Below are 24,196 nucleotides of genomic sequence, written 5' to 3'. Positions count from 1 at the left end.
CCTATGCCGACCTTCGCAGAGTTCATCGCACCGTTCGACCCGGCCGAGTTCAGGACGCACTACTACGGCCGCAAACCGCTGCACATCGCGGCGAACGGCCCCAGTCGCGGCAATCCGATGCCGTGGCAAAGCTTCAACGACATCCTGAACCTCACGTCATTCTGGAATGAAGACACGCTGAAGGTCTTCTATCAGAACCGTCTGGCGCTTCGCGAGAACTACTGCGACGCCACGGACCCTTCACCCGGCGCCAAGGCACCGGCCAATCCGCGCAAGGTCAAGGCCCTGCTCGGCTTTGGGGCCAGCCTGGTGGCCAACCAGATCCAGCGCGCGAGCGCGCCCGTGGCAGCTCTTGTTCACATGCTGCAGCGCGAGTTCGGAGCGGGAGCCGGCGCCAACGCGTATTGCTCTTTCCAGAAGATCCAGGCCTTCAATACCCACTACGACCTTCACGACGTCTTTGCCCTGCAAACCGAGGGCGAAAAGCTGTGGAGGATCTACGAAGCCCGCGCCGACAACCCGACGACGCCGACTCCCCCAGGTGACGAGGCCGAGAAGTGGCTCGTTGCATCGCGCGGCAGGCTGATGACAGAAGTGCTGATGCGGCCGGGAGACATCCTCTACCTGCCACGGGGCCAGTACCACGATGCCATCACGGGCGCCGAAGCGTCGCTGCACGTCACCTTCTGGGTCAAGCCCGCGACCGGCCTGTCGCTCTTCAAGCTTCTGGAGTCAGCGGCTGCAGCGGAAAGCGCCTTCCGCGCCGACCTGCCGGACCCGCGCGACACCGAAGCGATGGCCGCGCACCTGGCTGGTTTGGCACGCCATCTGGATCGCTTGATGACCTCACCGAGCTTCCAGATCGAGGTCCGCAATCACCAACGGTCCTTGGCCTCGCAAGCACCAGGCTTCGAATTGCCGTCCCGCCAACGAGCGCAGTACTTCTCAACGGCGAAGCGCGGCGACATCATTCGCCGCACTGATGGGTTCGGAGTGGAGATCGACGGCAAGCACGTTGAAGTGGGAGCCACCTACCCGGCCGTCGCCTGGCTGCTGCAGCAGCGACTCTTCTCGATGGAGGACCTGCTCGCACGCTTCCCATTTGTCGATGAGGCGGAGATGCACGCCGTGCTTCAGCAGTTGTTGGCGGTCGATGCCATCGTTGTGGCTGACATGCGCTGAACCGCGCCGCCGCGATGTCCAGCAGAGAATCCAGCCCGGGCCTGCCCGTTCGATCGGCACTTGATGGCACCGGACTTCACCTCGCGATGGCCGACATCGCACCCGGTGAACTCCAAGAGCCATTTCTTCACGAGACGGTCCAGCGTCTGGCCCGCACGCCCTGGGTGGTGCATACCCCGCTGGGGCAGCTTGATCGCGTCGGCGAACAGGCCGCCCCGGCTGGCGTGATTTTTCACGTGGCGCGCTGCGGATCGACACTGGTGTCGCAGATGCTGAAGCAGCACCCTGACACCGTGGTGTACTCGGAGCCGCTCGCCATCAATGAATTGCTCGTCCCACCGCATGCAGGCGATCGTGCCTCGCGAGTGGCCGCGCTTCGATCCTTGGGCGCCCGCTTCTCCGCCCACGCCGGGCGCCGCTACGTGCTGAAGCTATCGAGCTGGAACACGCTGTTCGCTGACCTGATCGTCGAGGCGTTTCCCCAAACGCCACTGGCCCTGTGTGTTCGCGATCCGTTGGAGGTTGCGGTTTCACTGCAGCAGAGTCGTCCCCGCTGGCTTCACGACGATCATGCGGCGCTCTTTTCGAATGCCGTGCAGGGCAACCTGCAGGCCAAAGGCCCGGACGAAAGAATCGCACTGTTCATCGCAGCCTTCCTGCGCGCGGCCGGGATGCTCCCCGCGAATCGCAGCTTGCTGCTTCCCTACCTCTCCTTGCCCGACGCCGTGGTCGCGCAACTGGCACCGCATTTCGGGCTGCCGCTGGATGACCCGGTTCGGCAGCGCATCTCGTCGGTGTCGCGACACCACTCAAAGTCCAGACCCGGCCACCTCAGCGACTTCGTTCCTGACGCAGAGCGCAAGCGCGCAGCCGCATCGGCCGGCCTGTCGCAACTCGTCGAGACCTTCTGCCGCCCCGCGTACCAGACCCTGTTCATGAGGCTGGCCAGCGTGTCCTATTAGGCAAGCCGCCGACGGTTCGAATCGCCACAGCGATGTCGAACGTGGCGTGTCTGCCTCCGCGAGGCCAACGCCGCCGCTTCCATCCGTTGCACCGCATGGATCGATGAGTACACGTTGGCGCGACCAAGGGTTTGCCATCCCAAGCGCGCCATGCAGGCCGATCTCGGCCTCCCTTGAGCAGCACGCGAGGACGCAACGAAAAAGGGCGCCTCGACGGCGCCCTTTTGGAGTGTTCGACATGAACCGGCTCACGCCGGTTCGTCGATCAGTTTGTCGATCAGAACTTCGCGTTGACCGTCAGCGACACGCGGCGACCCAGCGCGTCATACACCTGCGGATAGGTGTTGCCATTGGTGAAGCCCGAGCCTTGCGTACGCAGCGGCGGATCGGTGTCCAGCACGTTGTTGATCGCAGCCGACAGCGTGACGTTCTTCGTGACCTTGTAGCTGGCGCCCAGGTCGAAGTAGTTCACGGCCTTCAAGGTCTTCACGACGTCCGAGTAGGCACCGGCCAGGTGCTCGTCGGAGCTGCTGGCATCGATATCGACAGAGTCAATGTGACGCCAGTTGAGCGACAGGTCCACATTCCACGGCGAACGCCAGGTGGTGCGCAGCGAATGGCGCCACTGGGGCAGCGGAGTACCGCACGTCGCGCCATAGTATCCAGCGCAGTCGTAGCTACCCAGGCCAGGCGCGTCCTCTTGCTCGAAGCTGTTCAGCCAGGTGCCCTTGAAGGTGAAGTCCACACGGCCCATCGCATCCAGCTTCAACTGGTAATCGGCACCAATGTCCAGACCTTCCGTGGCGCGCATCCCCAGGTTGAGGTTGTTGGCCTTGATGTAGGCATCGTTCGTCGCCCACAAGGTTCCCAACGAATCGCGATGGATCAGATCGCAGAATGCCGCGTCACCCGTGTTCAAGCACTGGGTCAGTGTCGTCGTGGCAGGCAGATTCCCGATGACGTCCTTCACCTTCATGTGGAAGTAGTCGAACGTCAGGTTCATGTCCTTGATCGGGTTGATCACGACACCCAAGGTCCAGCTGTTCGAGGTCTCCGGCTTCAACTGGGTGTTGCCGCCGAAGATCGCGTTGTACTGGCCAGCCGGGCTGTCAAGGATGTGCCCGTACTGTGCCGCGGTCACGCCCGTGCGAGCGCACTCCGCGGCAGACGCTGAAGGCGTAGCGCCGGCGCAGGGATCGCCGTCGTTGTCATACAGGCCGATCGCAGCCGTGGAGAACAGCTCAACGATGTTCGCTGCACGCGACGCACGCTGGGCGCTGGCACGGACCTTCATCGCGCTGATGGGCGCCCACTCGAGGCCGAGACCCCAGGTGCTGGTCGTCTTGTCAGTGCTGTAGTCCGAGTAGCGGTAGCTGGCGTTCACGGCAAGCAGCTCAGCGAACGGTGCCTTTTCCACCAACGGCATACGCAGCTCGGTGAAGACATCCCACACCTTGTAGCCGCCACCGACACCAATGGTCGGGCCGCCTTGGCCAGCCAGATCACCGGTGGTGAAGGCCGAGTCAGTGCTCAGGTCCATTTCTTCGGTGCGATGCTCCACACCGACTGCCACGCCCAAGCCACTCTTGGCCCACGGCGTCTTGACGCCATAGCCCGTCAGATCGCCGTTCACCGACGCGGAGATCACTTCCGTGGACGTGAAGCCCTTCTGGAAGCCCGGGGTCTGCAGGTACGCCAGCGCGCCGGGGGTCACACCGCCCAGCGTCCAAACGTTGTAGGGCACGCAGTTCGGATCCGTGCCATCAACCACTGACCGGCAAACCGCATTGCCGTTGCCGTCGTCCACGACATCCAGAGAGCGCGCCAGACGCGCATTGGAGAAGTCGTTCTTGTAGGTCTCTTGGTAGACGACCTTGCCCACCAGGGCAGACAAGTCGTAGCTCCAGGTTTCGTTGATATCGCCCTTGACGCCGATCACACCACGATAAGAGGTGTGACGGATGTCGTCCTGACGACCACCGCCTTCGATGTTTCGACGGAACAGATAGATGTCAGCGGTGTCCCCGGCCTTGTTGAAGGTGAGCCCCAGGGGAACGCCGTTTTCGTCCGTGATGGCCGCGTTCGCATCGTTCAACTGAGCACGCCATGCATCGGACAGCAGCGGGTTCTCATACTTGATCGACAGCGGCACACCGAAGGCGCCGCTCGGCGCGATCTGCGCCACGGTGTGATCGTCGTGAAAGCCGAACTCGCCATAGACGCGGGCGGTGTCGTCAAGGTCGTAGTGGGCCGTGGCGTAGGCCGAATAGCGATCCGACGGACGCTGGAAATAGTTGATCGGGGCGAAGTTGAAGAAGTCGCTCGGAATACCCCACTCGCGAACGCCACCGTTGGCATCAGCAACCGTGTAGCTGGCACCGGTACCGGCGTGCAAGAAGCGGCCCGGGTAGCTGGTACCCGAACCACCGCAGGACCACGTGTCGCCAGCGTTCAGTGCGCAGTTGGAGAAATCACGCTCGGATTGCAGCAGAGCGTCTTCCAGCTTGTGCGAGACGAAGAAGGTGGCGTTGCCCTTGCCATCGGCGAAGTTGCCACCCAGGGTCAAGCTGAAGTCGGTGACCTTGCCGTCGGCAGCCTTGTCACCCGGCAGCTTGAAGCCGCGGGCTTCGTTGGCATCCTTGACACCCTTGCTGGTGTGCTGCGAGTGGTTGAAGAACTCGTGGTTCAGGTCGATCTGAACGCCCTCGAACTTGTCGTCGAGGATGAAGTTCACCACACCGGCCACAGCGTCCGAGCCATAAATGGCCGAGGCACCGCCCGTCAGAATTTCGACTTTCTTGATCAACGAGACTGGAATCTGGTTCAAGTCCGATGCCAGCGAACGCGGGCTGCCAGCGGGCATGCGGCGACCGTTGATCAGAACCAGCGTACGGTCCGCGCCGAAGTTGCGCAGGTTGACCGTCGCGGTACCGGTGGCACCGTTCGACACGCTGCCGCCCTGGTCAGCAAAGACCTGGGGCAGGTTGTTCAGCAGTTGCTCGGCGTTGCGAACACCTTCCAGCGCAATCGCTTCCTTGCCCAGCACCACGACCGGGGACGTGCCCTCGGTCTGGACCGTCTTGATGCGCGAGCCTGTGATCTCGACGCGTTCCTGCGCGGAAGCCGCGCCAGACGCGAAGAGCAGCCCGCCGCCAAAGGCGAGCAGCAAGCTCGTGCTGAGCTTTGTTTTCTGGAACATACGTACCACTCCTGAGTAAGGGAAGGTTGATCGATAGACCCTGCCACGAAGCAAGTCACATGCCGGTCTTGTGAAGCCGAGATGTACCCGCGTCGAAAACATGTGAACGGATTGTCACTGACCCAACTTGGGGCCCCGCTAGCGGGAAACCCTCTACGACGGTGTTTGCGGCGGCGTTTGTTGTGTTTACGCAGCACATTTCACCGCACACACGGAGTTGTCTAGTCAATCAATGCGGCGCGGCACGCGTCATAAAAATCGGCCCGGACACTCCCGCGCCGGGCCGTTGCTGCATCAACAACTCGTCAGTCAGGTATTGGCGTTAACCCGCATCGACCTCAAGCAGCCATCGTCGCCAACCTCGGCACCGACGCAATCAGCTTCTTGGTGTAGGCATCCCGCGGGCGGCTCAGGACATCGTCGCAACTGCCCTGCTCCACGATGCGCCCAGCCCGCATGACGGCGACTTCGTCGGCGATGTACTCGACCACCCCGATGTTGTGGGTGATGAACAGGTAGGAGACGCCCAACTCACGTTGAAGGTCGCGCAGCAGATTGAGGATCTGAGCCTGTACCGAAACGTCGAGTGCGGAGGTGGGCTCATCGCACACGATCAGCTTGGGTTGCACCGCCAATGCCCGGGCAATCGCGATGCGCTGACGCTGGCCGCCGGAGAACTCGTGCGGATAGCGGTCGAGCGCATCCTGGCGCAGGCCCACTTGATCGGCCAAGCGTTTCAGGCGGTCTCGACGGCCCGCGGCGTCCAGATCGGGTTGAAGGGACAGGAGCCCTTCTTCCAGGATGTCGAAGACCCGCATCCGCGGATTCAGGGAAGCGAACGGATCCTGGAAAATGATCTGGATGTCGCGTCGCGCTTTCTGAAGCGCTTCGCCTTCGAGATCGAACAGGTTCTGCCCATGAAGCAAAGCCTGGCCCTCGAAGGTGGCCTGATGGCGAAGCAATTGAACGATGGCTTTGCCGGTCGTCGTCTTGCCACAGCCGGATTCCCCCACGAGCGCGAGCGTTTGGCCCGGCATGACCTTGTACGAGACGCCATCGACGGCATCGAAGTAGCCATGCACCCGCTGCAGCAGGCCCTTTCGAATCGGGAAGCGAACCCGCAGTTGGTCCACCTGCAGCAATGGCTGCCGCGAAGCGTCGGCCGCTGCGGGCGCGGCTTGCGCCGACGCCGCGGCGGGCACGATGTTGATGATCGCCTCGGTGGCCTCGGCGTTGTGCCCAGGCACATAGCGCAAGCAGCGCACCGAGCGAGTGCCGGCCAGCGTGTTCAGTTCGGGCAGCGTGGTCTTGCAAGCAGGCTCGGTACAGTAGCAGCGCGGCTCGAAGCGGCAACCCATGAACTGCTGCGTCAGCGGCGGCACGGTGCCCGGGATGGCAGCCAGCGACTGACCACGGCGGGCCGCATCGGGAAGAGCTCGCAGCAAGGCCTTGGCGTAGGGGTGCTTCGGCGACGAGAAGAACTCTTCGGCGGTGGCCACCTCGATGATCTGGCCGGCGTACATCAGCGCCACCCGATGCGCCATGCCCGACACAACGGCGAGGTCGTGGGTGATCAACAGCAACCCCAGGCCATGTTCTGCCTGCAGCTGCTTGAGCAGATCGAGCACTTGCGCCTGGATGGTCACATCAAGCGCTGTCGTCGGCTCGTCGGCAATGATGTAGTCGGGCTCGCCCGCCAGCGTCATCGCGATCATCACGCGCTGCTTCTGGCCGCCACTCATGCGGAACGGGTAATCGTCGATGCGGCGCTCGGGCTCTGGAATGCCGACCTTGCGCAGCCAATCCAGTGCCTTGGCGCGAGCGGCCTCACCACGCAAGGGCGTGTGCGCCTCGATGGCTTCGACAATCTGGTCGCCGATCTTCATGACCGGGTTCAGGCTGGTCGACGGCTCCTGGAAGATCATGCCGATGCGTCCACCACGCACCGCACGCATTTGCGATTCCGGCAGCGCGAGCACATCTTCCTGATCGACCAACACGTCGCCCGAAGCGATGTAGCCGTTCTCAGGCAGCAGGCGCATCAGCGCAAGTGCCGTCATGCTCTTGCCGCAACCTGACTCGCCAACCAGCGCAAACGTCTCACCGCGCTGCAGCGTCAGCCGCATGCCGTCAATGGCGCGCACGAGACCGGACTCCGCGTCCAGCTCGACCTTGATGTTCTTGATTTCCAACATGTCGCGTTGTCCCTCAGGCCGGCTTCTTTTGATGGGTCACGGGACGGGGGCGGAACACACGGGCCCGCGGGTCGAACGCGTCGCGCACGCCGTCGGCGAACAGGTTGGCCGACAGCACCAGCGTGACCATGAAGACAAATGCCGCGGCGAAAGGCCACCACACAACGGGGTCGCGACTCATCTCGTTGCGCGCGAAGTTGATCATGCCGCCGAAGCTGTTCATGGACGGATCGACGCCCACACCGACATACGAGAGCACGGCCTCATAGAGGATCAGCGCCGAGAAGTCGAGCACCGTGACGATGAGGATCAGGTGCACCACATTCGGGAAGATGTGCCGCATCATGATGCGTGCATGCCCCACGCCAAAGGCATTGGCAGCCTGCACGAACTCGAGTTCGCGCAGCTTCAGTGTCTCGGCGCGCAGCAGGCGGCACAGGCTGGCCCAGCCGGTCAAGCCGAGCACAGCGCACAGCAGGAAAAGCTTGAGATCCGAACGCTCGACGCCGGTCTCGAACAGCTCGGGGTGCTTGTCAAGGAACACTTGAACCATTAGCACACACGCGGCGATCAGCAGGATGTTCGGAATCGACGACAACACCGTGTACAGGTACTGGATCAGCTCATCGACCCAGCCCTTGAGGTAGCCCCCCATGATGCCGAGCACCACGGCCAGAGGCAGTGTGGCCAGCGTGGCCAGCGTGCCGATGACGAAGGCGGTGCGGATGCTCTTCAAGGTCTGGTACAGCACATCATTGCCAGTGATGTCGGTGCCGAACACGTGGTAGTGCCCCATCAGCGAAATCACCACGCCCACCGACAAGCCGATGCCAACGAGCGTCCAGCATGCCGCCATCCAAGGAACAGGCGTCTGGCCCTGGCGGATCTTCTGAAAGGCCACGGACCAGGCCTCAGCCCGCGCGCGAGCCACCATCGCGATCATCAGAGCGGACAGCAGCAATGCGACGATGCCGCCGCCGACCAGCCCCACCACGACGCGCTGCGACACATCGCCGGCCCACTGCTTGTCGGGTTCACTCAGGTGCGCACCGCCGAACTTCAGCCTCGGCGCCACCCGCTCGACCTTGCCCTGGACCTCCATCGACTCTTTCGTGAACCCCACGTAAGCCAAGGGACGCGAGTAGGTCGATTCACGCGACTCCACCACGCTGCGCATCGCCGCATCGAGCAGCGATTGCACGCGAGCGTCGTACACCACACTGCCCGCTGGCGCACCGGCAGCCGGTGGCAGCACCGGACGGAAGTGCACGCTGTCGGCCAAGGTCACCAGCAGGCACGCCAGCAACACGAGCGACGAGGACAAGGCCGGGGCATTGCGGAAGACCTTGCCCCAATTGGCGGCGAGGTTCGGCTTGCGCTTCACCGTCCAGCCATAAGCCACCATGGCGACGATCAGCAGCCACACGGCCACGTCCGTCCACAACATCACAAACTTCGGCATCACCGAGACTCCAGACGTTCTTCTGCCGACCGCATCAAGCCAGGCGCACCCGGGGGTCGACCCAGGAGTAGGCGATGTCGATCAGGATGTAGGTGGCGATGTACAGCAGCGAGCCAACGAACACCATCGTGCGGACAATGGCGAAGTCCTGCTTGCCGATCGCTTCGATCACATAGGCGCCCAATCCGGGGATGCCAAAGAAGCTCTCGAACACCAGGCTGCCCATGAACACGTAAGGCAGATAGCCGCCCATGCTGGTGATGATCGGGATCATCGCGTTACGCAGTACATGACGGAACAGCACCACGTACTCGCTCAAGCCCTTGGCGCGCGCGGTGCGAACGTAGTCCTTGCCAATTTCTTCCAGGAACATCGCGCGGTACAGGCGGGCCTCGGTGCCCAGGCGCGCGAGCGCCGACAGCATCACCGGCAGAATCAGGAAGCGGACCAAGTCCAGGCCCTGCGCAAAGCCAGAGATCGGCACGAGCTTCAGCACCCGCGAGAAGAGGTACTGGCCGACGATGATGTAGAACAGGCTCGAGATCGACAGCATCAGCACGCACAAGACCACGCCCCATAAATCGAGCTTCGTGTGCCTGAACATCACCAGCAGCAACGCGAAACTGGTGCTGGCGATCACCTGCAGCAAGAAGATGGGCAAGGCCAGTTGGACGCTGACCCACATGCGCGTGGCCACCTCGTGGCCCAGGTCACCGCCGCTCTCGGCATCTGCGCGACCGAAATTCAAGGTGAACAGCGAGACCGAACGTTCCCAGAAGATGGTCTCGGTGAGTCGATCCGCACCGTCCTTCTTCTCGTTCCAGTACAGCGGCTTGTCATAGCCGCGCTCGGTCTTCCACTTCTCGATCAGCTCTTGGGTGACGCGCTTGCCGCCAATATTCAACCGGGCCATGTCGTCCGGCGTGTTGACGGTGAAGAACAGGAAAAAGGTCGCCAGGTTGACGCCCAGCAGGATCAGCACGCCGTAGAAAAGTCGGCGCAAGGTGTAGGAAAGCATGTTCTAGGCTCGGCCTTTACCCAAGTCAGACCAGAATTTCGCCGCGCGCATTCATGCGTTCGCGACGGCGCAGACTGTTGCGGGCGACCATGACGCCCGCGGCGATCACCGCCACAAGCAGTGCCAGCGGCCACCACACTGGGCGGTTCCATTCGGCCAGGCTGGCCGTCCGCTCCGTGCTGTTCAGGCGCAAATAGCGGCCGTGGTCGCGCACGAGAATGGCGGGCTTCGAGTTCGTCACCCACTTCTGCACCGCCGCGGAGGCGTACGGATAGAACCCGAAACTCAGCGGCGCGTCACGTCGCAGCAGTTCCATCATCTTGTCGATGATTTCCTGCTTGGCCGGCCCTTCGTCCATCATCTTCAGCTGGGTGAACAGCTTGTCGAACTCGGGGTTCTGATAGTTCGCGGTGTTCTCGCCGTCCGAAATGCTCTTCGAGTTCGGCCCGTAGAACAGGAACAGGAAGTTCTCAGCGTCAGGATAGTCGGCGTTCCAGCCCAGCCAGAACACCTGGTGCTTGCCCTTGCGAACCTTGTCCTGGAACTGGTTGTTGTCGGTGGCCCGCACTTCGAGCTGGATGCCCAGCTTGGCAAACTGCTTGACCACCCAGTCGATCTCCGGCTTGCGCTCCGGCGTCGGCGGTGCGTAGAAGTCGTAGTTGATGACCAGTGGCTTGCCGCTCTTCACGTCGCGGCCACCCGGGTAGCCGGCCTCTTCCATCAGCTTCTGGGCGTCCTCGATGGAGCGGCGGACGTACTTGCCGTTGACCACCTTGTGGGTGACCGGGTTGACGCCCTCGGGCGTGCCTTCGCGCGAGCCCGGGATGCCCTCAGGCAGCAAGCTCATCGCCGTCTCACCGGCCTTCTTGGGGAAGACCTTCGAGTACTCTTCCCAATCGATCGCGATGGTGATGGCCTGGCGCAGCTTGCGATTGCGCTCGCGCTGTGCCTCGTTGTCGCCCCAGCCGATCACCGGGTCGATCATGTTGAAGGCGATGAAGTAGCTGTTGACGTCGCCATACTTCGGGAAGGTGAAACCCTTCTTGCGGTAGACCTCCGCCACCTCGTCGGAATCGTTCGCTTCGACGAGGTACTGGATGCCCGTGTCGGTGCGCTCGAAGACCTCCATGTCGTAGTAGCCGTCGCGGAACTTGTTCTTCTGCGGCGTGGCCTCGCGCTCCACGGTGGCGACGATGCCGTCGATGAACGGGGTCTTCTTGCCGCAGTCTTCCAGCAGGCCCTTGGCCTTGTCTTCCGGCATCCCTTCGCAGGGGTACGGCTCACCGCGGTAGTTCGGGTTGCGCTTCATCACGATGCGCCGGTCCTTGACGAACTCGGCCACCATGAACGGCCCGGTACCCACGGGCCAGTTGTCCAGCGTCAGGCTGTTGGCGGCCATGCCCGGCTGGGCATAGAAGGCATCGGCCTCCCACGGCACCGGGGCCATGAACGTCATCTGCATCCAGTACTTCCACTGCGGGTACTTGCCATGCAGGCGGATGCGCAGCAGATGCTTCTCGGGCGCCGTCGCGCCTGCGAGCGGCCACTTGCGGAAGTCCAGGAAGGGCTTGTCCAGGCTAGCCGGGTCGGTGCCCTGGCGCAGCTTGGCATCTTCCTTCTTGATCATCTCGCCGTATTCCTTCAGGCCGATGACGTATTCAGAGAAGATGCCGAAGATCGGCGTGGTGATGCGCGTGGTGGCGTGACGCTTGAGGGCGTAGACGAAGTCATCGGCCACCAGCTCGCGCGTGCCTTGCTCGAATTCGAGCGGCGAACGGCGCTCGCCCACTTCACCGGGCTTCATGTGGTGATAGCGGTACTGGCCCTGCTCGTCTTTGGCGAACGCGGGGTGCGGCTGGAACATGATGCCCCGCTTGATAGGCACCTCGTACACGCTCTCGGCCACCTGCTCACCCGGCGCGTCATCGGGCAAGCGGTTGCCGTTCTTGTCAAAGTACTGCGGCGTCACCACCTTCTCAGCGGCCTTCGGCACGAGCTCGAAGGGACGCTTCAAATAGTGGTAGCCATAAGGCGGCTCGTACACCTGGTAGGTCACGAGCGTGTCATTCGACCAGTAGGACGCCGTCGGATCGAGGTGCCGAGGCGTGTTCTCGATCATGGCCGAGTAGATGAGTTGCGACTCTGACGCCCCCTTGGGCCAGGGGCTGTTGTCACAACCGGCCAGCGTGACGAGGGCCAAAGCACCCACCCACACCAGCCGCCCTGGCAAGGCCCGGCCGAGCGCCGAGAACACACCGCCCATGCGGAATACTCCAAACAAAGAATCGCCGGTCACGCCGCGGATAGGCATGACCTGCATGGCAAAAAAACAAAACCGCCCGCGGCAACCCCGGCTTGTGCCCAGGGGTGCGGCGAGGCGACTCTCGCAGATTCTATGCCCGGGTGTTACCGGGCCGAGTTAGGGTTTTCGCAAGCCCAAGCCCGCCTCACGGCGAGCCATTCTCAAGAAAATTGCGAGCAGGCAGCGAATTTCACCAGTCAGACCTCACCAGCCCAGCAGGGCGTTACGCTGCTCGACCAGCAGCGTGACGGGCCGTCCGAACGGCATGGTGACCTTGGTGGACACATGCCCGAACGGCAGCCCGGTCAGCACCGGCGTCTTGGTGACCGAGCGCACCTGCGCCACCATCGCCTTCATGTCGTAGCCACGGTCCATGGGCGACGGCTTCCAATCGCTGATGGCGCCGAGCACCACCGCCTTTTGCCGTGCCAAGACGCCCGCTTGGTGCAACTGCAGCAGCATCCGCTCGACCCGGTAGGGATGCTCGTTCACGTCCTCCACGAACAGGATGCCACCCTTCACCTGCGGCCAGTGCGGCGTTCCGAGCAGCGAGGTCAGCACCGTGAGGTTGCCCCCCCAGAGCACCCCCTTGGCCTGCAGCCCATCGAACCCGACCTCCGTGCGAAAGCCGATGGCCTCCAGCTCGCCACTCATCGCCTCGCAGAAGCAGTCAGGCGTGACGTCATCCAACGCTTCTCGGCCGAAGTCATCGGCGGCCAGCGGGCCGCACCAACTCGGCGCACCCGTGTGGGCCAGCAGCCCCATTTGGAGCGCCGTCAAGTCGCTGTAGCCCACCCAACGCGTGCCGCGATCGACGCTGCGCTTGAGCTTTTTCCAATCCAGCCGATCCAGCAGCCGTGTCAGGCCATAGCCGCCGCGCGTGGCCATCGCGATCGAGGGGGCCGACGTGGCCACGCGGTGAATGGCCTCCAGCCGCGTGTCATCGTCGCCGCCAAAACGCTGCTGCTTGGAGAAGGCTGCTTCATCGATCGAAACATCGAAGCCCAGGGCGGACAGCCGTTTGGCAGCCATGCGCGCCGGAGCGGCCTTGAGCAATACGCCGGACGGCGTGTACAGGGTCAGACTGGTCATGCAGGGAGGTCACAGGTTGGAGGGTGGCGACGCGTCGTCGGGGGGCAGCTCAATGACCATCCCCGTCGGGATGGGCGCATCAGAAGGCAGGTCGCCCGGTTCCTCGCGCGCCTCAAGCGCCGCCAACCGCTCGGCCTTCTGCTGCGCTCGTCGCTCGGCAAAGAACTCTCGCAGGATGTCGCCGCAGGCCTTGGCCATCACGCCGCCCTGCACCTGGGTGTGGTGGTTCAGCCTGGCCTCGGCGAACAGATTCAGCACCGAGCCGGCCGCACCCGTCTTCGGGTCGACGGCACCAAATACCACCCGCTTGAGCCGCGCATGCATCAGCGCCATCGCACACATGGCGCAAGGCTCGAGCGTCACATACAGCTCGCACTCGGGCAGGCGGTAGTTTTCGAGCAGTTGCGACGCATGCCGCAAGGCCACCAGCTCGGCATGTGCCGTCGGGTCGTGCGTGGTGATCGGGCGGTTGTAGCCGGTCGCGATCACCTGCCCTTGACGCATGATGACGGCGCCCACCGGCACCTCACCCGACAGCCAGGCGTTGTGCGCCTGGTCCAGCGCGAGCCGCATCGCGTATTCATCGGCCGGGGTCACCAGCGCATCGGTCACGACATCCCCTCCGGTTCCAGCGCTGGCGCCCGAACCGCGCCGTACAAAGGCCATCGGCCCAAGGTCACGGGGCGCATTTGCCCCACCGCACTGTGGATCAGCACCAGCTCTCGCACCGTCCAAGCGATGGGGCGGATGAACTGCTGTTCGACGAAGGTCGGCTCTTGAACCAGCGTCATGTGCAACGGCGCGATCTGTTCCGCCGATTCGCCGAGCCCGCCACGTGCCATCGCGGCCGCCAGCGTTTGCTGAAACGCCAGCAAGGGGCGCAATCCGCTCTCCCCCACCGAGGCCAGAGCAACCCCGCCCGGTGGCGTGCGCCGGAGGCAGGTCACGGCATCGAACTCCACCTCGAAGGGCGGCATGCGCAACGCGGCCGCCACCTGCGCCGCCATCGCCAGCGTGGCCGCCGAGACGTCGGCCTGGGGGCCGAGCGGGCACAGCGTCACGTGCAGGTGCTCAGGCCGAACCGGGGTACCCGCCACGCCTTGCTGCTGGCAAAAACGTTGGCGGAACCGATCCGCCTGGCTCGACGCATAGTCGTCAGGCAGGACGGCGAAGAACAGGCGGTCCGCCCCGGTCGTCGGCGCAGGCGGATCCAGGGGCATCATGTGATCAGCCAAACGACAGACTCCCGCTCACTCCCACTCGATCGTCGCGGGCGGCTTGCTCGACACATCGTAGGTGACGCGATTGATGCCGCGTACCTCGTTGATGATGCGACCCGAAACCTTCTTGAGCAGACCGTACGGCAGCTCGGCCCAGTCGGCGGTCATGAAATCGCTGGTCTGGACGGCGCGCAGGGCCACCACGTAGTCGTAGGTGCGGCCATCGCCCATCACGCCCACGCTCTTGACCGGCAGGAAGACGGCAAAGGCCTGACTGGTCAGGTCGTACCAGCTCTTGCCCGTCGCATCGTCCTTCCACTGCCGCAGCTCTTCGATGAAGATGGCATCGGCGCGCCGCAACAGATCGGCGTACTCGCGCTTGACGTCGCCCAGGATGCGCACGCCCAGGCCAGGGCCCGGGAAGGGGTGGCGATACACCATCTCCGGTGGCAGGCCGAGCGCCACACCCAGCTCACGCACTTCGTCCTTGAACAGATCGCGCAGCGGCTCCAGCAGTTTCAAGCCGAGTTGCTCAGGCAAGCCGCCCACGTTGTGGTGGCTCTTGATGGTCGTCGCCTTTTTTGTCTTGGCGCCGCCGGATTCGATGACGTCCGGATAGATCGTGCCCTGCGCCAGGAAGGTGGCGCCCTTGTGGCCGCCCTCGCCGGCCTTCAGCTTGTCGGCTTCAGCCTTGAAGACGTCGACGAACAGCTTGCCGATGATCTTGCGCTTGGCCTCCGGGTCGGTCACGCCAGACAGCTCGCGCATGAACAGCTCGCTCGCATCCACGCGGATGACGCGGGCGTGCAGCTTGCCCGCGAACATCTCCATCACCATGTCGCCTTCATTCAGACGCAGCAGGCCATGGTCCACGAAGACGCAGGTCAGTTGGTCACCGATTGCGCGGTGAATCAACGCTGCCGCCACCGAAGAATCGACACCTCCAGACAAGCCGAGGATCACCTCCTCATCACCCACCTGCCTGCGAATGGCCTCGACGGCCTCGGCGATGTGGTCCTTCATCACCCAATCGGGCTTCGCGCCGGCGATCTGCAGCACGAAGCGCTCGAGCAGCGCCCGGCCCTGAACGGTGTGCGTCACTTCGGGGTGGAACTGCACGGCGTAGTAGCGGCGCGCCTCGTCGGCAATGCCGGCAATGGGGCAGGCCGGCGTGCTGGCCATCAACTTGAAGCCCGGCGGCATTTCCGTGACCTTGTCGCCGTGGCTCATCCACACCTTCAACATGCCGTGGCCTTCCGGGGTGCGGAAGTCTTCGATGCCATCGAGCAGCGCCGTGTGGCCGTGCGCCCTCACCTCGGCGTAGCCAAACTCGCGCGTCTTGCCGCTTTCAACCTTCCCGCCCAACTGCGCCGCCATGGTCTGCATGCCGTAGCAGATGCCGAGCACCGGCACGCCGAGATCCCACACCGCCTGCGGCGCGCGCAGGTCTTCGGCTTCATAGGTGCTGGCGTGACTGCCTGACAGGATGATGCCCTTCGGCGCGAACTCGCGAATGAACGCGTCGCTCACATCGTTCGGGTGGATTTCGCAATAGACGTGCGCCTCGCGAACGCGGCGCGCAATCAGTTGTGTGACCTGGGAGCCGAAGTCGAGGATCAGGATCTTGTCGTGCATCATGGTGCGGCAGGCGTGGTTTCCGGTGAAGCAGTGACGGCCGACGGCGCGGCCTGGTGAGTGCGGAAATGGCGGATCGCCAGCAGGGTCGCCAGTGCCTGCAGGATCGCGCAGAAGTAGTAAGGTGCCCCGATGCGCCAATCGCCTTGGGGAAGATGCGATACGGCCGCCAGCAACGACGGGCCGACCACGGGCGCGATCACCGCCATCAGGCTGTTCAGGCCCGCCACGGCGCCCATGGTCTGGCCTTGGTGGCGGGCATCGGCGGCATTGGAGACGATGCTCTGAATAGACGCCGCGCCGGCGAAGCCCAGCACGTTGGCCACGATCACCGCATACATCATCCAGCCCTGGCTGGCGGCCCCCCAGGCCAGGAATGCCAACGCAGACGACAGCAAGCCCATCACCGCCAGACGGCGCGCCGAAAAGCGCTTGAGCAGTCGGCCCAGCAGCAGGCCCTGCACCAGGGCCGACATGACCCCCACCGCGAAAAGCGACCAGCCCGTCTCGAATGGCCCCCAGCCAAACTTGAGCTCGGTGTAGAGCACCCAGGTCATGTGCAAGGTGAACTGGGCCAGCCCCGACAGCCCGATCACCCACACCAGCAGGCCCACGCCCTGGAGTTGTGACAGGCCCGACAGCGAGCTGACCGGGTTGGCGCGCTTCCACTCGAACGGGCGCCGCCGTTCGGGCGGCAGCGACTCAGGCAGCACCAGCACACCGTAGACGCCATTGACGAGCGCGAGGCAGCCGGCCACGTAGAACGGCAGATGAAGATCCATGCCGCCCAGCAAGCCACCGGCCGCCGGGCCGAGGATGAAGCCGATGCCGAACATGGCGCCCAGCATGCCGAAGCGTTTGGCGCGCTCATGCGGTGCCGAAATATCCGCCACGTAGGCGTTGGCCACCGCGATGTTGGACTGCATCGCGCCGCTGAACAGCCGCACCACGATCAGCACCCACAACGCCGACGCCATCGCAGTCACGAAGAAGCTCAGCGCCAGGCCGGTGAAACCGATCAACAGCACCGGCCGCCGCCCGTAGCGATCAGACAGCGCGCCCAGAATCGGCGAGCCGAAGAAGTTCGCGAAACCGAAGGCGAATGCCACGACGCCGAACCACAACGTCTTATCGGTGGCGTTGTCGGTGAAGGTACCGACCAGGTGAGGCAGCACCGGAATGATGAGGCCGATCGCCACCATGTCGATCAGCACCGTCAACATGATGAACGGCATCGCGGCTTCACGGCTGCGGCGGGTGGGAGCTGTCATCGTTCGAATCCGGCGTCGCAAAAAGACCGCGCCCGGCGTCTGGGCCGGGCGCTGGGCTTGGGATCAAATCACTCCAATCGGTAGTTCGGTGCTTCCTTGGTGATCTGCACATCGTGCACATGGCTTTCGCGAATGCCCGCCGAGGTGATCTCGACGAACTCGGCGCGTTCGCGCATCTCGTCGATCGTGGCGCAGCCACAGTAGCCCATCGACGCCCTCAAACCGCCGGCCATCTGGAAAATGATCGACACCATCGAGCCCTTGTAAGGCACCCGGCCTTCGATGCCCTCGGGCACCAGCTTGTCGGCGTTCGGGTTGGTGGTCTCGTCGTTTTCCTGGAAATAGCGGTCCGCCGAGCCGGCCTTCATCGCACCGATCGAACCCATCCCACGGTAGCTCTTGTAGCTGCGGCCCTGGTAGAGGATGACTTCGCCCGGCGCCTCTTCGGTGCCGGCGAACATGCCGCCCATCATCACGGTGCTGGCGCCAGCGGCGATCGCCTTGGCGATGTCGCCGGAGTAGCGAATGCCACCGTCGGCAATCAGCGGCACCCCGGTGCCCTTGAGCGCCGTGGCCACGTTGTCGATGGCGGTGATCTGCGGCACACCCACGCCGGCCACGATGCGGGTGGTGCAGATCGAGCCCGGGCCGATGCCGACCTTGACGCCGTCCGCACCGGCTTCAACCAGCGCCAGCGCCGCGGCGCCGGTGGCGATGTTGCCGCCAATGACGTCGACCTGGGGGAAGTTTTTCTTGACCCAGCGCACCCGCTCGAGCACGCCGTGAGAGTGGCCGTGGGCCGTGTCGACGACCAACGCGTCAACGCCAGCCTTGACGAGCAGCTCGACCCGCTCTTCGGTGCCCTCGCCCACGCCGACCGCCGCGCCCACGCGCAGCTTGCCGTTGGGGTCACGCGCCGCGTTGGGGAAGGTGGTCTGCTTGGTGATGTCCTTCACAGTGAACAGGCCGCGCAATTCGAAGGCGTCGTTCACGACCAGCACCCGCTCCAGCTTGTGCTGGTGCATCAGCGCCTTGGCCTCTGCGAGCGAGGCGCCTTCTTTCACGATGATCAGCCGATCGCGCGGTGTCATGATCTCGCGGACCGGCGCATCCAGCCGAGTCTCGAAGCGCAGATCGCGCCCGGTGACGATGCCCACCACCTTGCCGTCTTCCAGCACCGGGAAACCGGAAATGCCGTGCTGGCGAGACAGCTCGATCACATCGCGCACGCGGGCACCCGGGGCGATGGTGATCGGATCCTTCAACAGGCCCGATTCATAGCGCTTGACCCGCGCCACTTCGGCTGCCTGCTGCTTGGGTGACAGGTTTTTGTGGACGATGCCCATCCCGCCTTCTTGCGCGATGGCGATCGCCAGGCGCGCCTCCGTTACCGTGTCCATCGCGGCGGACACGAGCGGCAGGTTCAGAATGATGTTGCGTGAAACGCGGGTGGCCAGCGAAGTGTCGCGTGGCAAGACCTGGGAATACGCCGGCACCAACAAGACGTCGTCGAAGGTGAGCGCTTTGCCTAGAAGGCGCATGGGGAAAGCTCCAGACGCAAAAGCGGATTATACGGATGCACACGGTTTCTGTTCGGCAGAGCTGCCCGCCGTACACTGAGAGACCGTCGCAATACACCCTGCCGCCCTGTGGCGCAGGGCCCCGTGGCCACCTCATGAAAAGCATCACATCGTCGTTCGGACGCCTTGGTTGGCTGGCACTGGCCGTGGCGCTGGTCCACACCTCAGCACTCGCCCAAGGCATTTGGAAATGGCGCGACAAGGATGGTCGCGTCCAGGTCAGCGACCGGGCGCCGCCGGTGGACGTGCCCGAGAAGGACATCCTGCAGCGCCCGCATGGCGCCCGGGCGCCGGCGCCCGCGCTGTCGGCCAGTGAGGCGGCTTCCGCCGCGGACAGCGCGCCTCGCGTCGACCCGACGCTCGAGGCCAAGAAGAACAAGATGCAGGCCGACCAGGCTGCGGCCGAAAAGGCCAAGAAGGACGCGGAGACCGCCAAACGCAATCAGGCGCGCATGGAGACCTGCCAGCGCGCCCGCAACCAGCTGGCGGCGCTGGAAAGCGGCCAGCGCGTCGGCCGCATGAATGACAAGGGCGAGCGCGAGATCCTCGACGATTCAGGCCGCGCCGCCGAAATCGCCCGCACCCGCGCCGTGGCCGACTCGGCCTGCAACGGCAACTGAGCCTCGCCTGACAAGCGCCCTGCGGTCCGTGCCGCAGGCCCGCCCGAGGCGGCGGGCGGAGTGCCGATCGGCTCGGGCCAGCCGCTCTCAGCGGCGCGCTGGCGGCTGTTTGCGGTAGCGCTGGCGCCGCGCCTCTTTGGGATCGACGGTCAACGCGCGGTAGATCTCGACCCGGTCGTGATCGCGCAAAGCCGCATCCAGGGGCCGCAGCTTTGTCCAGACGCCGGTGACGAGATGCTCATCCAGCACCAGCCCATGGCGCTGCAACAACCCGCTGGCCCGAAGCGCATCGGCCACAGTGCTGCCGTGCGGCAGGCTCACCGACACGGTGTCCAGCTCACGCGGCCTCGGGCTGTAGCAAACCTGGATGGCCATGCCGCCCGCCACCTCGGGCTGGCCGGCCCGATCCGATTCAACGTTCGCCATAAATCTGCTCCGCGCGCTTGACGAACGAGTCGACGAACGTGTTAGCCACCCGGTCAAACACCGGGCTCAGCACGGCCTCCAGGGGCCGGCTGGAAAATGCGTAACGAAGGTCAAATTCAATGCGACAAGCGTCGGCATCTGCGCCGGGCCGGCCGAGCGGGACGAAATCCCAGGCGCCTTCCAGCAGCGAGAACGGCCCATCCACCAACTGAACCAGCACCTGACGATCGGCCGCATGCACGTTGCGCGTGGTGAATGCGTGGCGTACGCCGGCGTAGGCCAGGCTGATGCGTGCGGTCATGCCGTCGCCGTGCTGCTCCAGCACTTCGGCCTTTTCGCACCACGGAAGAAAGTCCGGGTAATTCTGGACATCGGTCACGAGCCTGTACATCTCGGCGGCCGAGTACCACAGCAAGACGGACTTCTTCACATGCTTCATACAATCCGACGATTCTAGGCGTCGGCATTTCCTGTCTCGGCGCCCACACACCACAAACATGTCCGCCCTGATCGCCGAGAACCGCCGCGCGCGGTTCGAATACCACATCGAAGAACAGTACGAAGCCGGCATGGTGTTGGAAGGCTGGGAGGTCAAGGCCATCCGCGCCGGCCAAGTTCAGCTGACCGATGGCTACGTGGTCATCCGCAATGGTGAGCTGTACCTCATCGGCTGCCGCATCAACGCCCTGCGCAGCGCTTCCACCCACGTGCACCCCGAGGCCGACCGGACCAAGAAGCTGCTGATGAGCAAGGACGAGATCCGGCGCCTCATTGGCAAGGTCGAACAGCGCGGCTTCACCCTCGTGCCCCTCAACCTGCACTACAAGGCCGGCCGCGTCAAAGCCGAAATCGCCCTGGCCAAGGGCAAGGCCCAGCACGACAAGCGCGAAACCGAGAAAAAACGCGACTGGGACCGAGAAAAGGGCAGGCTGATGAGACACAAAGTCTCATCAGGTCCGAAGGACTGAGCAGCGCCAGCTGATCATCTGCCCTTTCAGTAAAAGGGCAGGCTGATGAGACACAAAGTCTCATCAGGTCCGAAGGACTGAGCGGCGCGCATCAGCCACCGTGTCCGCCGCCGAGCCTCCTTCGGTCTGCCCATGACATTGCCGACGCTTCTTCGGCCAGAGATTGTTCAGAATGGCCGTCAGGTCGGCGTGTGGCGCCGGCACTCTCCATCGAAAGGCCGTTTGACATGAAGACGCTCGAAGAGGTGCTGTATCCCGAGATTGCGCCGCTGCGATCGGGCCGCCTGCAGGTCAGCCCGCTGCACTCCATCTATTGGGAAACTTGCGGCCACGCCTCGGGCATCCCGGCCCTGTTTCTCCACGGGGGCCCCGGCGCGGGCATCTCGCCGAAGAGCCGCCGCTTCTTCGACCCGAGCCGATACCACGTCGTGTTGTTTGATCAGCGAGGCTCGGGGCAATCCACGCCGCTGGGCGAAACGCGCGAGAACACGACCGATCTGCTGATCGAAGACATCGAACGCCTGCGCGAGATGCTCGGCGTCGAGCGCTGGCTGGTGTTCGGCGGGTCCTGGGGTTCGACACTGTCGCTGGCCTATGCCCAAGCCCACCCTGAACGTTGCCTGGGCCTCATACTGCGCGGCATTTGGCTCGTCAGCGATGAGGAGATCGACTGGTGGCTGCACGGCGTGCGCTATTTCTTCCCGCGCGAGTGGGAAGCTTTCGCCGGTCACATCCCGGAAGCCGAGAGAGGCGACTTGCTGGGCGCCTACAGCCGGCGGATGGAATCAGACGATCCAGCCGTTTATGGACCGGCAGCACGCGCGTGGAGCCGATACGAGGGATCGTGCCTGCATCTGCTGCCCAGCCCCGCCACCGCCGACGCCTTCACCGAAGATGCGGTGGCGCTGGGGGTGGGCCGGCTGGAGGCCCACTACTTCCGCCACAAGGCCTTCCTGACCCCGAATCAACTGCTGCAACGGATGGACCGGATTCGGCACCTGCCAGGCTTCATCGTGCACGGGCGCTATGACGTGATCTGCCCGGTGCGCTACGCCCATGCGCTGGCCGACACGTGGCCGGGCGTCGAGTTGAGCATTGAGCCGGACGCCGGCCACTCGTCGTATGAGCCGGGCATTGCCGCGGCCCTGGTGAACGCCACCGACCGTTTCGCCCGCCACGGCCGATTCGCCTGAGCGCCAACGCAGGGGCGCTCAACTCGGCGCCGAGGCCAGGTTGACCCCAAATACCGTGCCGCGAGCCGGGTCGCTGTCGACATCGATGACGCCGCCCATGCGCTCGACCAGTTGCTTGCAGATCACCAGCCCGATGCCGGTGCCTTCCTGATCGGTGCGGCCCAGGCGATTGAAAGGCTGGAACAGTTGCCGCTGCTGCTCCGGCGTCAGGCCCCACCCGCCATCGGCCACTTCGAGCCGGACGGTGCCGTCGCGCGCTGGCACGGTTCGCACCTCGATCCAACCGCCCTCTCGGTTGTACTTGACGGCGTTGGACAGCAGGTTGTGCAGCACTTGCTCGAGCCGCAAAGGATCGGCCATCACCTTCACGTCGGCCGGCTGCTCGACCGCACAGCGCAATTCGAGCGACTTGGCGCGGGCGGCCGGCTCGACTTGCGCCAGGCAGTGCGGCAACACCTCTTCCAGCGCGGTCGCACGAACCGTCAGCGTGAAATGGCCGCTCTCCAGCCGCGAGAAGCTCATCATGTCGTCGATGAGCACCAGCAGCCGCTGCACCGCATGCTGGATGTGCTGAAGCCGCCCACGCTGGGTGTCGTCCAGCGGCCGTTGCGGATCAGCGGCCATCAACTGGGCAAAACCGTTCACGGCGTTCAGCGGGTTGCGCAGCTCATGGCTGGCCTGCGAGAGAAACCGTACCTTGGCCGCATTGGCTTCTTCAGCCAGCGCCCTGGCCTGGTCCGCCCCCTGCAGGCGCAGCCGCTCGGCCAGCTCGGCCTGCAACTGAGCGGTCCGCTGCGCCACCTGCCGCCGCAGCACGAGGTTCAATCCCAGCACCACGGACAGGCCGGCGATCAAGACGACCACCGTGCCGGTGGCCCAGCGCATCCATTGGCGGTCCGCCGCTGAATCACCGGGCGACACGAACCACCGGTCGGCCAGTGCCTGGCGCTCCGGCATCTCGATGCGAGCGAGTGCCTTGTCGAGGATGCGCCCGAGCACGGGCCAATCGCGTCGGTAGGCCACGCCAAGGTCGTATGCAAAGCCCACGTCGGCCGCAAAGTTCACGTTGCCGATGCCCTGGGTTCGCATCAGGTGGGTGGCCGCCGCCAAGTCCATCACCGCCGCATCGACCTCGCCAGAGGCCAGGGCCAGCAACAGCGCCCGGTCGTTGGGGCGTGTCTCGATCGGGTTGGAGGGATAGCGCTCCTGCATGAACCGCATCAACGCGTTGCCCGCGCTGACCGCCACCGTCTCCCCGGGCCGCAACTCGTCCTCCACCTGAGTGCCGGCCGCGCCACGGCGACGCAGAAGCATCGCCGGCACCGACACATACGGGCGCGTGAAGCCAAGGTGCTCTCGCTGCTCGGCGGTGTCGCTGAGCGACATCATCATGTCTGCCTCACCTCGGGCCAGGCGCTGCAGGCTCACCTGGAGCGGAGCGGGCCCGTCATGGCGAAACTCGATACCGGTCAGTTGCTGCAGGCGCTTGAGGTAGTCGATCGACAGCCCCCTCGGCTCACCAGCCTCCTCGTAGGTGAACGGGCCGTGGTCGGCGCTGATCGCCACCCGTACGACGGGATGCTGAGCCACCCATGCCCGCTCTTCATCCGAGAGATTCAGTCCGGTGCTCGCCGCAGCGGGTCCCACCACCGCCAGGCCGATCAGCCAGCCTGCCTCGCGGCGCCGAAAAGGCCGATTCGCCGCGCCCACGAGCGCGGCGGCAGCACTCAGCCAGCCCCAAAGGGCCACCAACACAGTTGTCATCGTGTGCGGCAGGCGACGCCCTCAGGGGCACCCGCACGGTTGAGATGGTCGTGCTGGCCATGCCAGCGACGCGCGATGCCCTCGACAACCGGGCACCGCTTCCAGAT

Annotated in this window: 19 protein-coding genes; 5 read left to right on the top strand and 14 right to left on the bottom strand. The window is 64.4% G+C overall.

Going from position 1 to position 24,196, the window contains the following annotated elements; genetic code table 11:
• Positions 1-3: 3 nt before the first annotated feature.
• Positions 4-1,182, top strand: a complete 1,179-nt coding sequence (locus tag AACH06_RS18485) for a JmjC domain-containing protein (protein WP_341427231.1) — start codon at positions 4-6, stop codon at positions 1,180-1,182.
• 86 nt (positions 1,183-1,268) lie between these two features.
• Positions 1,269-2,144: a hypothetical protein gene (locus AACH06_RS18480; protein ID WP_341427230.1), complete on the top strand. Its 876-nt coding sequence runs from the start codon at positions 1,269-1,271 to the stop codon at positions 2,142-2,144.
• Positions 2,145-2,421: 277 nt separating this feature from the next.
• Here AACH06_RS18480 and AACH06_RS18475 read toward each other — a convergent pair whose 3' ends face one another.
• The 11 genes from AACH06_RS18475 to guaB form a co-directional block, all read right to left on the bottom strand.
• On the bottom strand, positions 2,422-5,343 hold the full coding sequence (locus tag AACH06_RS18475) for a TonB-dependent receptor domain-containing protein (RefSeq protein ID WP_341427229.1): 2,922 nt from the start codon (positions 5,341-5,343) through the stop codon (positions 2,422-2,424).
• Between the two features lie 338 nt (positions 5,344-5,681).
• A complete protein-coding gene (locus tag AACH06_RS18470) occupies positions 5,682-7,538 on the bottom strand; it encodes an ABC transporter ATP-binding protein (protein WP_341427228.1) in 1,857 nt (618 codons plus the stop codon).
• A gap of 13 nt (positions 7,539-7,551) precedes the next feature.
• Complete coding sequence (locus AACH06_RS18465) at positions 7,552-9,000, bottom strand: ABC transporter permease (RefSeq protein WP_341427227.1); 1,449 nt, start codon at positions 8,998-9,000, stop codon at positions 7,552-7,554.
• A gap of 34 nt (positions 9,001-9,034) precedes the next feature.
• Positions 9,035-10,018, bottom strand: coding sequence for an ABC transporter permease (locus tag AACH06_RS18460; protein WP_341427226.1), 984 nt, complete (start codon positions 10,016-10,018; stop codon positions 9,035-9,037).
• 25 nt (positions 10,019-10,043) lie between these two features.
• A complete protein-coding gene (locus AACH06_RS18455; protein WP_423222052.1) occupies positions 10,044-12,338 on the bottom strand; it encodes an ABC transporter substrate-binding protein in 2,295 nt (764 codons plus the stop codon).
• Positions 12,339-12,524: 186 nt separating this feature from the next.
• On the bottom strand, positions 12,525-13,412 hold the full coding sequence (locus AACH06_RS18450) for an LD-carboxypeptidase (RefSeq protein WP_341427225.1): 888 nt from the start codon (positions 13,410-13,412) through the stop codon (positions 12,525-12,527).
• Between the two features lie 9 nt (positions 13,413-13,421).
• Positions 13,422-13,985 (bottom strand): tRNA adenosine(34) deaminase TadA, encoded by a 564-nt coding sequence (gene tadA, locus AACH06_RS18445; RefSeq protein ID WP_423222059.1) that lies wholly within the window; start codon positions 13,983-13,985, stop codon positions 13,422-13,424.
• Positions 13,986-14,020: 35 nt separating this feature from the next.
• Complete coding sequence (locus AACH06_RS18440) at positions 14,021-14,635, bottom strand: 2'-5' RNA ligase family protein (RefSeq protein WP_341427223.1); 615 nt, start codon at positions 14,633-14,635, stop codon at positions 14,021-14,023.
• Between the two features lie 27 nt (positions 14,636-14,662).
• Positions 14,663-16,267 carry a glutamine-hydrolyzing GMP synthase gene (gene guaA / locus AACH06_RS18435; RefSeq protein WP_341427336.1) on the bottom strand — a complete coding sequence of 535 codons (1,605 nt, stop codon included), beginning with the start codon at positions 16,265-16,267 and terminating at the stop codon, positions 14,663-14,665.
• Entirely contained in the window at positions 16,267-17,538 is a 1,272-nt protein-coding gene (locus AACH06_RS18430) for an MFS transporter (RefSeq protein WP_341427222.1), read from the bottom strand. The genes guaA and AACH06_RS18430 overlap by 1 nt, the downstream gene beginning before the upstream one ends.
• A gap of 68 nt (positions 17,539-17,606) precedes the next feature.
• Positions 17,607-19,079, bottom strand: coding sequence for an IMP dehydrogenase (gene guaB / locus AACH06_RS18425; protein ID WP_341427221.1), 1,473 nt, complete (start codon positions 19,077-19,079; stop codon positions 17,607-17,609).
• A gap of 134 nt (positions 19,080-19,213) precedes the next feature.
• On the opposite strand from guaB, the gene AACH06_RS18420 reads away from it, so the two are divergent.
• The gene (locus AACH06_RS18420) at positions 19,214-19,738 is read left to right on the top strand and encodes a DUF4124 domain-containing protein (RefSeq protein WP_341427220.1); all 525 of its coding nucleotides are present in this window, start codon (positions 19,214-19,216) and stop codon (positions 19,736-19,738) included.
• 87 nt (positions 19,739-19,825) lie between these two features.
• Here AACH06_RS18420 and AACH06_RS18415 read toward each other — a convergent pair whose 3' ends face one another.
• Positions 19,826-20,164 (bottom strand): RnfH family protein, encoded by a 339-nt coding sequence (locus tag AACH06_RS18415; RefSeq protein WP_341427219.1) that lies wholly within the window; start codon positions 20,162-20,164, stop codon positions 19,826-19,828.
• Positions 20,151-20,603 (bottom strand): type II toxin-antitoxin system RatA family toxin, encoded by a 453-nt coding sequence (locus tag AACH06_RS18410; RefSeq protein ID WP_341427218.1) that lies wholly within the window; start codon positions 20,601-20,603, stop codon positions 20,151-20,153. Before AACH06_RS18410 ends, AACH06_RS18415 begins: the two co-directional genes overlap by 14 nt.
• Positions 20,604-20,661: 58 nt before the next feature.
• On the opposite strand from AACH06_RS18410, the gene smpB reads away from it, so the two are divergent.
• Together smpB and pip are read left to right on the top strand one after the other, a co-directional pair.
• Complete coding sequence (gene smpB / locus AACH06_RS18405) at positions 20,662-21,132, top strand: SsrA-binding protein SmpB (protein WP_341427217.1); 471 nt, start codon at positions 20,662-20,664, stop codon at positions 21,130-21,132.
• Between the two features lie 227 nt (positions 21,133-21,359).
• Positions 21,360-22,325, top strand: coding sequence for a prolyl aminopeptidase (pip, locus tag AACH06_RS18400; protein WP_341427216.1), 966 nt, complete (start codon positions 21,360-21,362; stop codon positions 22,323-22,325).
• 18 nt (positions 22,326-22,343) lie between these two features.
• Here the strand turns inward: pip and AACH06_RS18395 are convergent, their stop codons facing one another.
• A complete protein-coding gene (locus AACH06_RS18395) occupies positions 22,344-24,089 on the bottom strand; it encodes an ATP-binding protein (RefSeq protein WP_341427215.1) in 1,746 nt (581 codons plus the stop codon).
• Between the last annotated feature and the right edge of the window lie 107 nt (positions 24,090-24,196).

It is taken from the genome of Ideonella lacteola (assembly GCF_038066555.1).
Lineage (GTDB): Bacteria > Pseudomonadota > Gammaproteobacteria > Burkholderiales > Burkholderiaceae_C > Ideonella > Ideonella lacteola.
This window is presented reverse-complemented; position numbering and strand designations above follow the sequence as displayed.